Below are 12,915 nucleotides of genomic sequence, written 5' to 3' on the forward strand. Positions count from 1 at the left end.
TACCTTAATCTGAATAAAGAATCGTTTCCAGGTTAACTTCTTCAGCTGCGATCGCGGCTTGAATCTTCTCACGGGCCGATGTGTCCTTGCTAGAGGTCTTCTTCAGTTTCTCGTTCAGTTCACCGATGGTGGCCGTGATATTTTGGTACTCGTCGATTTTTTCTTGTACGGCAGGGTCGTTCGTCTTGGACGCCCAATCGTTCGCAGCCTCGATGTCCCCGAGATAGAGATAGGCGGTCACTTTCGCGGAAATACGGGGAGCAGTCCACTCCACATTTTCCGTCTTGGCCACGGTCTCATGATCCCGTTCCAGTGTGGCGAGATCGAATGCGCCCTCATCGGTCGGATGTGACGCTTGGAACTCTTGGAGCCGTTCCAATTTCTCCTGATCGGATAGGTCGAGCCTGGCCAGCTTCGTCTCGATCAGGATAGGGTCATCCGTGAGCTCGAGCGCTTTCTGGTCTGCTCCTTCTGCGAGATAGAGGTCGACCAGTAGAATATCCTCTTCCTCGGACCGGTCTTTCCGTTCCAGTAAATCGATGAGCGAGGACTCCTCACCTTGGAGCGCTCGTTCGTAAGCATCTAACCACCTCTGTTCAGTACCGGTCACCTGTTCGGCGTGCGCCTCCTTGTCACTGAACCATTGCGCGGCAGTGAAGAGTGAGGTGAATAGAATCCCGGCCGTGGCCGCACCGTAGATGAGGCGACGCTGTAGTCGGGTCAGGCGTGACTGATAGGTCGACGACACGATCGGGTTGGATTTGATGGAATGGCGTTTATAGTCTTCCGGTGTCTCGGACTCGATCTCGTCGAGGAGCCACATCTTCTTCGCGTTGTCCTCTTTCTTCGTCCGGATCCGTTGTACCCGGTCCTTCACTTGATGATACAGGTTCGGATAGGTCCCTTCGGTCCCGAACGTGAACGTCCCTCGATACAGCAACTCATCTTTCTGATCAAAGAGCCGGAAATCACCGGAACAGCTCGTCCCTTCCTCGTTGAGTACCTTATGCAGGTCATGTGTCGCAACGACGGCCTCGGCGAAGGTGAGCCGTTCATAGTTCTGGACCCGTGTGTCGGGCACGTCGGTGAATCGTACAAACAGCATCTTGTTCCTCCTCTCCTTTCAAGCAACAAAAAAAGCCTTCCGATTGGAACGCCGCGTGCGTGTGCATTAGAATTTGATGTTCTGGTCGACCATCTCGGCGAGCGTGAACGCGCCCATGACGATGATCAGACCGACGGCGCCCCCTACGAGCCAACCGACTGCCTTCGAGCGGCCGCGATCCCCGCCGAAGATAAAGTAGAAGCCCCCGATCGCGAAGGCGATGGCCGCGGCGATGACGGCAAGTCCTTGAAAGAACTGAAGCAAGCTGAGCCCTGTCTCATTGAGTCCCATGTCGTTCCCTCCTTAGTCCTGATGCGCCGGCGACTTGAAGCTGAGCTTCGCCTCGAGCGCCTCCAAAATAAGTTCCTGGTTGTCCTGGATGACCTGTTGATGTTGTTCGTCGAGCCACTCCTCATAGTCCTTCCCACGGATGCGTAAGAGTTTCTCGGCGAAGCTACGGTTCTGTTTCTGTTCTTTTGATGCCACAGTACACACTTCCTTCCCTTGATCTTGTGATGTGCAGCAGCACATCATTAAGGACAGTCGATTCGGTGCGGTGGGTTTCTAGCCGTTCCCCCACGAACTCCGCTCCTCGTTGAATCGAAGGAGCTGTACAGGGTTTTTCGATGACCCGGAACGATGCGGTGACCTTGTGGCGAGTTTTAGGCGACTCTCGCCGAACCATCTGTGCGTAGATCCCGCCCACCCGGTCACTGGTGAGGGACACGCCGGTATGTGATTGGAGGAGACCATCCTTAAGGATGTGCTACTACGTCGATGTCGGTTACTGTCGGACTCTTTTCCGTTTCTTGACCTGGATGAGCTCGTCATCCGGGTTCTTGCGCTTGGCGAGCACGTGGGCGTCACAGACTACCGTGCGGATCCGGTAATAAAGTTGGGTCAGCTGGACCGCCTCGCCGCTCGCCTTCTCGATGCCGATGAAACCGTGCAGCTCATAGGTCTTCCCGTCGAACGTACGGACCGAGTCGGCCTGCGGCAGTTCCTTCAGGTCGAAGCGACGTCGCTCGAGCTTGGTGACGGACCGCTTCAATCCGTATCCGAAGTCGATGGCGTCCCATGGCACCGTTGCGAGCGTGTGCCCGAACGCTCGGGCCAGATGATCGATGTCCGCGATTGACGGCACCGAGCGGTTTTGTTCATATTGGCTGATGGCGGGCTGTGAGATTTCCCCGAATGTCTTCTCTGATAGTTCGACCTGTGACCAGCCCGAGAGCCGGCGGTTCTCCTTCAACCACTCCCCGAATCGATACATAAGCCTTCCCCTTTCTGTAAATCAGAGCGGCGACCAAACAGATGTTTCCTTTTGTTGGTTCTAATATAGCAGGGATAGGAATAAAAATCATCAGTTTTCTGATATATCAGAAATTTTACAATTGACGATTCTTGTCGAATCCGCTCTATATAAGGATTCATAGGCAACAGTAACTCAATATTTTTGGTATTGTAGCACAACTGTAAAAAAATAACGCTTTAATTATAGAAAATAATGACAAGTATTTTGATTTCAAGAGATTATGGTAGGGTAGAGGAATAGAAGGTTTGGTAAAGAATAAATGATGAAGAGAGACCTTGGATCGTGGGGTGAGCAAGTGGAATTGAATGAGGCAATCATCGAGCGGATGAAGGAGCTCGCGGATGAACGAAATATGACTATTCATCAAGTGATTCAAAAGGGGGGATTAAATCAAGCGACGATTTCAGAACTGATGAGCGGACGTACAAAGCATCCAAAGGTGAGTACGATTCAAAAGTTTTGCGACGGATTAAACGTTACGATAAGCCATTTTTTTGATAGTAAAAAATTCGAGTAGTTGTGTATGTCTAAAGGGATAAGTTGGTGAAGTTCAGTTCTTACACTGTATATTAAAATATAGTGTATGAATCGAGCTTTTCAAATATTTTGTCTCTTTAACCATAATTACGAAAAGCTGAATTAAAGAATAAGACTCTTTGTTCAGCTTTTCCGTTAAATTATTTTATTGAAACATAACCAGTCTGAGTTCCAAAATAAAATTAATTTTTCACTTGTTATTTATCTTTGCATTTTTCAGATTTGGAAATGATATTATTTTTAACTAAAATTTGTGACATGAAAGACCTAACAGTGTTATCAATATTCCTAACGTTAGAAAAAGACCCAGCTTTTATTAGCAATTCTTCTTTCAATGTTGAGGCTTCTATTATTTTTTTGTCTGGAATACTCCACAATTTTAAATTTTTTTCATATTTAATATTTATGATTTTTTCCCTAGCTTCTGTACTTAACGGTTCAAAAGAAATAAAACCATCAAATCTTGAATAGATAGGACTTCCTACCGCTTTTAAAATTTCGACTTTAGATTCGTAATTGGTTGTACAGATAATAATTGATTTTCCTATATCAACTTTATAGTTTTTATCAATAAATATACCTTCATCGAATAACTGATAAAAAGCACTTAAATAACCGATAGGGCATTTATCAAATTCATCTAATAGTACAATATTACTCTCCCTACTCATTAAATTTTTCGCAAAAGAATTCTCATGAGGTTTGCCACCAAAAAGGTAATTTGCAAAAGCCTCAGTTTGATACATAGACATTTGCTCCCTGACTATCTCTCCTTTAAAAAGAGCTTTTCCTAGTAATTTAGCCGTTTCTGTTTTTCCTACGCCAGGTGGTCCATAAAACATTAGCACAATTGGTTTTTTGTATGAAGCAGTGTGTGGATATACATATGAAAGCAAATCTTCTACAACATGTTCCTGACCAATAATTGTCTCGTTAAATTCTTCATAAAAGCTTTTTAAACTGCTATCGTTTATGGACTGAATTTTACCGTTCAATATTTTAAAATCAATTTTCGAATGCTTTTTTAACTGTTCAAAACGGTCTTTAACTTTAATTACAGGGTTCTGTATATAAACATTTTCTAATATTCCGTTATCAATCAAAAAAAATATTAAAGCAGGGAAAGTATCTAAAAATGATTCAGTAACTGCTGAGAAGTCGTTTGCATGCCCTATAAATGTATACTTGTTCCCCTTGTCAACTTCTTCTCTGTACCACTCTTCAAAGTTCCCTTTATCAAGAATAATAACAAGAGTTTGCAAACTTAAAGTTGAGGTACTTTTTTCTTTTACTAGTTCAATAAACTCTCTGTTAGACCCCTCAAAAATTGTTATATTAGGCATTACTCTACACCTGCTAAAATCACATCAATTACTTCAAGTTTCCCAGAATTTTTTCTATCCTCATCGAGATGAACACCTAAATTAAATTCCTCTAAAGAATTATTTTCAAATTCTTTCAAATAATCTAAGTCGGCTTCATTGCTCATACCAACCTTAACTCCATGAATTGTGAGGTCCATTTTTTGAAGATCACTTAAGCGGTAATTATTTCTTAGACCTTCCAGATTAAATCTTACAATCTTTTTTCCACTATCAGTATTTGCAATGAATTCATAATAACCTTTAGCATTTTCTAAAATTTCATCAAGCAATGAGATATCGTAGGTCGGTTCAGTTGCTTTACTCGCGTCCATTTGAATTAGCACATCAGCTGAATTAGTATATGCTTTGACGAAAGGCGCAAGAGACTTAATAAAAGTCAAGGAGTTAGGATGGATTCTTAATTCACATTTTTTAAGTTCGATAAAATTATGATTGGATTTAATATATTCAGAATTCAAGATGTCTTTATAGCTAGTAAAAATAGTATTAGTTAAAGTGGTGGTTAAAATATTATTACCTTTTTTTGATATACCGCTCTTTCCTTCGACCCCAGTGTGCATATTTAAAAAGGCAAACAGATTCAATTTACCTTTTACCCCCACCTCTCCTTCGGCAGACAATTGACTAGCTGTTTCAGCCATTTCTTTGGTAATCTCAGCCATTCTACCTTTATGTTGTTGATCTAGGATATCTAAGGCTGAAGCTTCGTCAAAGTATACTACTTTTATCATATTGCACCTCGATTTATAAATTTGGAATTTCAATAAATGGATCTTAATTAGGTTACAATTAGAAATATAACCGCACTATTATATTCATTATACAGAAAGAAGGTTTCAGTATATGGTTGATTTTAAAAAGTTGAAAACTCAAAAAGCAAAGCCAAAATCAATACATCCTATAGAGATTTTCAGAAGACTTCCTAAACCAGAGGGTGTAAATGACTTGTATACCAGTCAAACTGACATCCTTCAAACTTGGTTTGATACATATAAGAATGAGCCTGACACAGTTATAAAATTACATACCGGTGGTGGTAAAACTTTAATAGGATTACTTATCGCTCAATCTACTCTTAATGAATTAGGTGAACCGGTTTTATACTTGACGCCTACTAGGCAATTAGTAGAACAAACTATTCAAAAAGCTCGAGAATTTGGAATCGACGCTGTACCTTACGTTCCTGGAAACCCACTCAATATTGATTTTATTAATAGTAAAGCAATTATGGTAGGAACTTATAATGCACTATTTAATGGGAGAAGTAAATTTGGTATAAGAGGAGACATGAATCCACAGAGACTAGGTGGAATTATTTTAGATGATGCGCATGCGGCTTTTTCAGTTATTAGAAACTCTTTTACCTTAGAGATTAAAGCTGACACCAATCGTTCTTTATTTGAATCTGTAATCGATATATTCCGCAAAGATTTTCGAGAAATAGATAAATTAGGTACACTTGAAGACATAGTCTCAGGTAAAAATTCTACAATTTTAGAAGTACCTTATTATGCATGGAATGAACAGCTTGATACAATCAGAGAACGACTTAGAACCGATACAACGCAATACGATTTTGTTTGGCCCTTACTAAGAGATAATCTTCATTTATGTCATGCCTTTATCAGTAAAACTAAAGTCACAATTACACCAGTCTTACCACAAGTGAATATGTTCCCTAGTTTTGATGATGCTAAAAGAAAAATATATATGTCTGCCACAATATCCGACGACAGCGATATTTTGAGAACCTTTGATTCAAACCCAGCTAGTCTTGAGAACCCTTTGAAATCGAGATCTTTAGCAGGAATTAGTGAACGTATGATACTTGTTCCTGATTTAATGCCTTTTACCTCTCCTGAAAACTTTAATCAAAACCTTGTTAAATGGACTGTAAACAATAAAGGATTGGGCGCAGTAGTACTAGTTCCTTCGGAAGGAGCAACAGAATCCTGGAAAATCTTCGCTAAGATATCAATGGGAAAAGATGTAGAAAAAGTAGTTCAAGAACTACAAGAACAAGCGACCTTAGGTCCTGCAGTGTTTGTAAATCGTTACGATGGAATTGATTTACCTGGCGATTCATGTCGGTTACTTGTAATGGAAGGGCTCCCAAAAGGTACATCAGATTATGAAATTTTTAAAGCTAGTACACTATATGAAGGTAATACAATTTTAAAAGGCATTGCTCAAAGAATCGAGCAGGGTCTTGGTAGAGGCGCAAGAGGAGCAGGTGATCATTGTGTCATTCTACTAGTCGGCAAAGATATCGCTTCATGGATTTCTAAAGAAGCAAATTTCAAATTTTTAACAAGTGCAACGCAAGCACAGTTAGAAATGGGGATTGAAGTAAGTAAAGAAATAAAATCTCCTAAAGATCTAATCGAAACTATTGAAAAAAGTTTCAACAGAGACTCTGATTGGGTGGGATATCATGCAGACAGTTTGGCTGAGTCAGTGGATGAGAACGAACTAGATCGAATTCAATTAGAACTAGCTAAGATAGAAAGAAAAGCTTTAAATTTATGGAATGACGGTCATCATAACAAAGCTATAAATAAAATCGAACAATTCATTGAACGAGATAGAAAAGAACTTGACTCTCAAACAATTGGCTGGCTTCAACAATTAGCTGCTAGAATTGCACATCATTGGGGGAATAGAGAAAAAGCTTCGGAATTACAACGTTCCGCCTATTCTCAAAATAGAAATTTGATTAGACCTAAAATTATTCCACCCTACCGTGCTCTAACTGTTTCAATGCCTCAAGCAGACAAAATCGCACAAAGAATTCAAGCCTACAAAATTCGCAGAGGTTATTTACAAGCATTTGAAAGTATAGTGTCAGATTTGCATCCTGACTCTTCTGCTAATCGTTTTGAGCAGGCTCTTAAAGAGCTAGCTATATTCATTGGTTTAGTAGCAGAACGTTTTGACGAAAGAGGAGAAGGTCCTGATGTCCTATGGCTATTACCTGAAAGAGTTGGATTAGTGATTGAGGCCAAGAGTAAAAAACTTAAAAAGAATGAACTGACAAAGACAGAGCACGGTCAACTATTGGTTGCTGGAGAGTGGTTTGCTAATAAGTATCCTGATTATCAGTGCGTAAGGACTAGTATTCATCCTCAAAATTTCGCTGCTAAAGCTGCATACGCAGAGGATTCTTATGCTTTAACTTTTGAAAAACTTTCTTCACTAATTTCAGATTCTAGAGTATTAATTACTACTTTAGTAGAATCTCAACTAAAAGATGAACAATTTATCGCATTATGCAATGAATGTTTAGCGAAGTCTAACTTGCGGTCTGACAAATTAGTCGATAATTATTTAGTACCTTTCCGAGTTAAATCATAAGGTATAAAACATAGGCCGAATTTTCGGCCTATGTTTTATATGACATTAACTTGTGATAATATAAGGTTATCACAAGTTAATGATTATTATTTGATATAAAAGTAAATGATGTATTACATTATATTCACTAGAATAAACCATAATGTTTGTTGTATCTGATTTAAAATACATTTGTAATACACATTATATTGCTAGATACTGTTCATACGTTTCATTTTTTATAAGAATTGATTAGAAAAGAGGGAGAGGCATGGAAATCAAAAAAAAGCAGCTGGCGTTCGAAGTGGCATTGCGAGAATTGACCGGGGCGAATCCGAAATTGGCCGAGGCGCTGAAAAAGGACCATATCGATCTCGAGACGTTAACTGATATCGAAATAATTGAATTGTTCTGGGCAACGGAATTATTTCCAATCTACGCTGATAAAAGTCCGCACACGCGTCGTGCCTATAAGCAAGACCTCGAGTTCGTACTTAGTTTTGTGATGACCAAAACCGAAGGTCTGAAGCGCTTGACTGTTCTGGATATTCATCGTTATTTGTTTGACGTAAACGAGCAATACGCACCTCGCACGGCACAACGTAAAAACAATATGCTGAAGCGTTTCTTGACTTACCTTCATACAAATCAATATCATCAACACAACTTAGCTTTCCATGTAAAAAGTCAGCAGCGACCAGAACCACTTCGTCGAGAAGTTGATTTTGAAGAGATTGAACGCATTGCCGAATCGTTTCGCTATACGGTTCAACGAACACAAAAAAAGGAACTCATAGAGCTCCGAAATGAAACCATTGGCTATTTGTTGTTGACGACCGGAATGCGTGCTTCAGAACTTCTTTCCGTAAAATTTAATGACATAAAACGAAATCAACAAACCTTCTACATCGAAGTGAAAGGAAAACGTGATAAATGGCGTCGAATTCCTCTCACCGAAAAAGCGAGTCATCTGATTAATCGATTGCAGACATTGATGATGATTGAAGAAATGGATTCTCCATACATCGCTTTCAGCACAAAGAAGTCAGGAAACCCAATGACATATGAAGCAATTCGTTTAATGACCCATAAGGCAGTGGAGTTTGTAGCAGCAGAGAATACCAATCCACCTCACTGGTTCCGCCGTGCTTATATCACGAAACTCCTTGCTAACGGCAATTCGTTAATTGGGGTTATGCAGTTGGTCGGTCACGAATCGATAAACACGACGAACGGTTACTTGCAATCACTTGATCGACTCTCAAACATATCGAACGCTGACTTACCATTTGAGTAAAGTCTTGTTCTGTCCTACCATATTAAATAAATATTTAACATTAATATATATTGATTCTTAAGCAGAAATCATATTTTATCAAATTTTTTAAAGCCTATTACTACACATTTTCATTGAACAAACCACACTAGACAGTTTTTATTTACGAATAGATTTGAAATATTATTTCTGTCCATAGTATCGAACTATCAGTTAAAGCTTTGATATGTTTTACTAAATTATATAGAGTTAACCTAAAAAATTAAAATCAATATGGTTTGAAGAACATTTCAAAAGATAAAGTGTATTTCGTATTCTGTGGTTTGAGAAATAAAAAAGCTTTTTTAATTTGGTGATCACTTATGTCAGAAAATTTAATTGCAATTTTCTCTTTTGAAAAGTATGTTTCTTTAAATCCACACTCTTTAAATTGCTCCTCATCTTCGTCCTGAACTTCAATTCTAATATTTGAACTTTTTGGAGGATTAGGTCCCAGCTCAACATTTACATTCTCTAAATAAATATCTCCTTGTCCATTTTTTAGAATAATCTGTATGTTATTCAGGGCGTTATTTCTGCCATTCATATTATATGCTTTAAGAATAGAGTCTTCATTCTGTTTTTGCCCCATTTCAAGTCTCCTCTTTATCAATTCATGACTTAGGATGAGTTAAGTGCAAATTCAACCCAGCTAATTTTTTTTAGTACTAAGATGATGTGTAAACTTTCCAACATATAATATTTCATTCTCGATTTCCATGTAGACACTGACATCCTTATCTAGTTTCAAGTGATAGTATATTATACGTTCAACTTTTTGGAATTTGACTTTTCTTTCAGCTTTGTATTTATCTCCATTTCTTACTGTTTCTGATTCTCCATGATAATCATAGTCTCTTAAAACCTTTTCTCCCCTCAAAATAGCCGAATAAATCTTTAGAAACTTATCTTGATACTTTTTCTGCATTACACGATATTCATCAACAAATTGATCATGAAAAAGAATTTTGGATATCCCGATTCTATTTTTACCGCACTTATTAATTATAATTAAATCATCCTCTAAAATTCGTTCTGTAAAGTCACTTATTATTATTTCACTTAAATTGCTTTCTAGGGTTTCACAATTAAAAATATTTCTTATTGGATATTTTATCGAATCAAGTTCCACTTCATAACAATCAGTACAATATATTGAATTATGAGCAAAACTACTTAATATTAGTGAATTTGAAGATATAAGTTGATTTCTTTCATCAATATTTTTGTTAACGATGAAATTACTATCCATAAAAATTGAAATTAATGTTATCCAATCGTGCGGATTCTCTATGAACTGGTAAAAGTCATAAAGAGTTTTACCATCAGACGTTAAATTCATTTCAGCAAATTCCAGATTAGAAAAATATATAATTTTTCGCGAATGATAAATTTCGAGAAAATTTTCATTTAAAACATTGCTAAAAAATTTAAAACTTTCAACAAACTTTTGAGGGTTTTCAGAAACAATGGAATCATTATTCAAAACTATTTTTTTCACCATAAAAGTACCTTTAATTGCTTTTCAATTTCATCAAAGAAACCGTCATGTCTCTCTCCTAGTCTACCTTTGGAATCAATGTCAATACTATTAACCTCACTATCTTCGTTAACAAATAAAATTTGAGAGTTTTGATACTCTACCAATTCACTTTTAATTCCTACTCTTAACGCATTCAAAATATGATCACTATGTGTTTCAATAATCAACTGATTATTATTTTCTTTAGATATTTGTAAAAGTAAAAGCATTAAAGTAACTTGTGCACTTGGATGAATATGAATTTCAGGGTTTTCAATAATGATCACACTGTTTTGATTACTAATGACAGATAATAAAATTGGAATTGTATACTTTATTCCTACTCCTACATGTTCAATATCAGTATTATCTATTTTTAATTGATAATTCCTCCCTCCTTTTATCACTTCAAATGATTGAGATACGAATCCTAGCTTTATTAAGCAATCAGAAATCTTGTTTCGTATTGTATCTGACTTAAGTGCATTATCATTTATAAATACATAATCTGCCAGAAAACTATTTGTTGGCGTAGGAACATATCCATCACCGTGGATACTTTCAATTTGATGAGAAGATAATGTTCTATCTGCTCCTAAATATATAATTGAATGATCATCAAAGTCAGGCTGTTTTTCGACAAGGCTAATATTGTTTAAGACTGATCGCTCATTCAAAACAAGTTCTTTATATGTAAATGCGTTTGAATTGATGCTTATTTCAAAAAAATCTTCGTCCATTTGCTTATTACAAACTAATTCCTTTTGTCCCACTAAATTTAAATTGAAAATATTGTGTAGATTAACTTTGTTACTGTTTAAACTCGCGTAATACAATAATATAGCTTGTATTATAGTTGACTTCCCACTAGAATTTTTTCCTGATATTACAGTGAATTGTTGAAAGTCAATTTCTGTACTTAAATAGCATTTGAAATTTTTACAATACAAAGTATTTATCATTTAATTTCTCTCCTCTCCCAAAAATAAAAAATCAAAAAACCTGTTTACATGTTCTCTTGCAGACACAATATTTTTTTGATTACTTGTAGCACTTGAAATACTCATTAAAAAATCTTGATTATTTTCTAAGTATTTAAAGAATTCCTCGCTCGCAAACCCAATTTCTTTTCCGACTGGTAACTTTGCGTGAATTAAATGTAATAAGATTTGAACGTAAAGGACTGTGTTTATCGGTGTTTTGAATTTTGAATGTTTTTTTGAGGCATTTGATCTTCTGAAACTGTTTTCACCAAACAAATAGTATGATTTTTCAAGAACAGAAATATACTCATCAGCCACATCTTTTAGTTTCTCGTTACTTTCACTATTCATTTTTATTAAAGCAGAATCCAATAAGTTTTTAACAGTTCCTTTATAGGAAATCTCTTTTGAAATTTCGGAATAGTAAAATCCAAAAAATCTTAAAATAAATTCATGGTGTACAAATCGATTTGTGTTAACAGTGTCTTTAATTAAACGTTTAAATATAGAATTTTCTTCAATTTTATTGTAAAGAATGCGTACCTGTGGACTAGTAATTGCATTACGCAATTCTTGTGAAGTCAATTTGACTCCTGAAGAATTTAACCTTTTAAAAATATCTAACTTTATCTTTTCTGGAGTACTATATTCAATTACATAACAAGTGATTTGATAATCTCGAATTTGTCTTTTAATATTTATTGGTAGTACTTTATCATTATCATTAATCTTTTTATACTTGAAACCATTATACTCTTCTAAGTATTCTAACCCAGTTAACTTTAGCTTCCCTGTCATAAATTCCGTCAGTGTATTAAGACGTTGTAATCCATCAGCGGGGAAGTATTTCCCCATTTCTGTTTCGTTCAAATAAATAGCTGGGATAGGAATATTTAACAACATGGACTCAATCAATAAACTTTTATCCTTTGCGGACCATACAAAATTCCTTTGAAAATCAGGATGTAAATTAATTGTAGGCTCTTCTTCGCCTTCAAATCCCGTAACATAAGATACCAAACTAGCCGCAGAAAAAATCTTGAGAGTGTATCTGACTTTCGTGGGGTCATAAGGTTCTTTTTTATATTTGTCTTCCTCATCATCATTTCCTTCGACCCCATCTAAGCTAGCTTCAAAATTCTTTTCAGATAATTTCATATAGAATTCTTTTAAATAGTCCTTGAAATCTTCTTCCTCAATTATTCTTTCAACTTCTTCGTAGAATAAAATAGGATCTGAAATGTTTAAGCTGATTCTTTGATTTTTATATTTAAAATTTAAACTATTATTATTAGTATTTACTTCATAATTGAAATCATCATATACATTATTCATATTTACTCCACCCATCTCTTATACAATTTAATTTTACTATTGCCTATTAATTATATAACACTCTTTTTAACCATCTGCTGATTAT

Annotated in this window: 13 protein-coding genes; 3 read left to right on the forward strand and 10 right to left on the reverse strand. The window is 36.6% G+C overall.

Going from position 1 to position 12,915, the window contains the following annotated elements; genetic code table 11:
- Positions 1–4 precede the first annotated feature (4 nt).
- The 4 genes from KNO95_RS13465 to KNO95_RS13480 form a co-directional block, all read right to left on the reverse strand.
- The gene (locus tag KNO95_RS13465) at positions 5–1,105 is read right to left on the reverse strand and encodes a hypothetical protein (RefSeq protein WP_214879349.1); all 1,101 of its coding nucleotides are present in this window, start codon (positions 1,103–1,105) and stop codon (positions 5–7) included.
- Between the two features lie 66 nt (positions 1,106–1,171).
- Positions 1,172–1,396 (reverse strand): hypothetical protein, encoded by a 225-nt coding sequence (locus KNO95_RS13470; protein WP_012390467.1) that lies wholly within the window; start codon positions 1,394–1,396, stop codon positions 1,172–1,174.
- A 12-nt stretch (positions 1,397–1,408) separates the two neighbouring features.
- Entirely contained in the window at positions 1,409–1,591 is a 183-nt protein-coding gene (locus KNO95_RS13475) for a hypothetical protein (protein WP_021065836.1), read from the reverse strand.
- Positions 1,592–1,889: 298 nt separating this feature from the next.
- A complete protein-coding gene (locus tag KNO95_RS13480; protein ID WP_214879351.1) occupies positions 1,890–2,378 on the reverse strand; it encodes a helix-turn-helix domain-containing protein in 489 nt (162 codons plus the stop codon).
- A gap of 301 nt (positions 2,379–2,679) precedes the next feature.
- Here KNO95_RS13480 and KNO95_RS13485 point away from each other — a divergent pair, with 301 nt between their 5' ends.
- Entirely contained in the window at positions 2,680–2,937 is a 258-nt protein-coding gene (locus tag KNO95_RS13485) for a helix-turn-helix domain-containing protein (RefSeq protein WP_214879353.1), read from the forward strand.
- A 217-nt stretch (positions 2,938–3,154) separates the two neighbouring features.
- On the opposite strand, the gene KNO95_RS13490 is transcribed toward KNO95_RS13485, so the two are convergent.
- Entirely contained in the window at positions 3,155–4,300 is a 1,146-nt protein-coding gene (locus KNO95_RS13490; protein ID WP_214879355.1) for an AAA family ATPase, read from the reverse strand.
- Complete coding sequence (locus tag KNO95_RS13495; RefSeq protein WP_214879358.1) at positions 4,300–5,073, reverse strand: DUF6414 family protein; 774 nt, start codon at positions 5,071–5,073, stop codon at positions 4,300–4,302. Before KNO95_RS13495 ends, KNO95_RS13490 begins: the two co-directional genes overlap by 1 nt.
- Before the next feature lie 112 nt (positions 5,074–5,185).
- Between KNO95_RS13495 and KNO95_RS13500 the strand changes: the two genes are divergently transcribed.
- Entirely contained in the window at positions 5,186–7,696 is a 2,511-nt protein-coding gene (locus KNO95_RS13500; protein ID WP_214879360.1) for a DEAD/DEAH box helicase, read from the forward strand.
- 250 nt (positions 7,697–7,946) lie between these two features.
- The gene (locus KNO95_RS13505; RefSeq protein ID WP_214879362.1) at positions 7,947–8,972 is read left to right on the forward strand and encodes a tyrosine-type recombinase/integrase; all 1,026 of its coding nucleotides are present in this window, start codon (positions 7,947–7,949) and stop codon (positions 8,970–8,972) included.
- Between the two features lie 247 nt (positions 8,973–9,219).
- On the opposite strand, the gene KNO95_RS13510 is transcribed toward KNO95_RS13505, so the two are convergent.
- The 4 genes from KNO95_RS13510 to KNO95_RS13525 are packed head-to-tail and all read right to left on the reverse strand — an operon-like array spanning position 9,220 to position 12,830.
- Positions 9,220–9,582 carry a hypothetical protein gene (locus KNO95_RS13510; RefSeq protein ID WP_214879364.1) on the reverse strand — a complete coding sequence of 121 codons (363 nt, stop codon included), beginning with the start codon at positions 9,580–9,582 and terminating at the stop codon, positions 9,220–9,222.
- Positions 9,583–9,642: 60 nt separating this feature from the next.
- Complete coding sequence (locus tag KNO95_RS13515) at positions 9,643–10,491, reverse strand: hypothetical protein (RefSeq protein WP_214879365.1); 849 nt, start codon at positions 10,489–10,491, stop codon at positions 9,643–9,645.
- Positions 10,488–11,474 (reverse strand): DUF3696 domain-containing protein, encoded by a 987-nt coding sequence (locus tag KNO95_RS13520; protein ID WP_214879366.1) that lies wholly within the window; start codon positions 11,472–11,474, stop codon positions 10,488–10,490. Before KNO95_RS13520 ends, KNO95_RS13515 begins: the two co-directional genes overlap by 4 nt.
- Positions 11,475–12,830: a DUF262 domain-containing protein gene (locus KNO95_RS13525; RefSeq protein ID WP_214879367.1), complete on the reverse strand. Its 1,356-nt coding sequence runs from the start codon at positions 12,828–12,830 to the stop codon at positions 11,475–11,477. It abuts the gene before it with no gap.
- Positions 12,831–12,915 lie beyond the last annotated feature (85 nt).

The sequence above is a fragment of the Exiguobacterium sp. ERU653 genome (assembly GCF_018617775.1).
GTDB classification, from domain to species: Bacteria; Bacillota; Bacilli; order Exiguobacteriales; family Exiguobacteriaceae; genus Exiguobacterium; species Exiguobacterium marinum.

Excerpts from the sequence above, each read along its gene's own strand:
- KNO95_RS13465 (WP_214879349.1), bottom strand. The coding sequence starts at position 1,105 with ATGCTGTTTGTACGATTCACCGACGTGCCCGACACACGGGTCCAGAAC.
- KNO95_RS13470 (WP_012390467.1), bottom strand. The coding sequence starts at position 1,396 with ATGGGACTCAATGAGACAGGGCTCAGCTTGCTTCAGTTCTTTCAAGGA.
- KNO95_RS13480 (WP_214879351.1), bottom strand. The coding sequence starts at position 2,378 with ATGTATCGATTCGGGGAGTGGTTGAAGGAGAACCGCCGGCTCTCGGGC.
- KNO95_RS13485 (WP_214879353.1), top strand. The coding sequence starts at position 2,680 with ATGATGAAGAGAGACCTTGGATCGTGGGGTGAGCAAGTGGAATTGAAT.
- KNO95_RS13490 (WP_214879355.1), bottom strand. The coding sequence starts at position 4,300 with ATGCCTAATATAACAATTTTTGAGGGGTCTAACAGAGAGTTTATTGAA.
- KNO95_RS13495 (WP_214879358.1), bottom strand. The coding sequence starts at position 5,073 with ATGATAAAAGTAGTATACTTTGACGAAGCTTCAGCCTTAGATATCCTA.
- KNO95_RS13500 (WP_214879360.1), top strand. The coding sequence starts at position 5,186 with ATGGTTGATTTTAAAAAGTTGAAAACTCAAAAAGCAAAGCCAAAATCA.
- KNO95_RS13505 (WP_214879362.1), top strand. The coding sequence starts at position 7,947 with ATGGAAATCAAAAAAAAGCAGCTGGCGTTCGAAGTGGCATTGCGAGAA.
- KNO95_RS13510 (WP_214879364.1), bottom strand. The coding sequence starts at position 9,582 with ATGGGGCAAAAACAGAATGAAGACTCTATTCTTAAAGCATATAATATG.
- KNO95_RS13520 (WP_214879366.1), bottom strand. The coding sequence starts at position 11,474 with ATGATAAATACTTTGTATTGTAAAAATTTCAAATGCTATTTAAGTACA.
- KNO95_RS13525 (WP_214879367.1), bottom strand. The coding sequence starts at position 12,830 with ATGAATAATGTATATGATGATTTCAATTATGAAGTAAATACTAATAAT.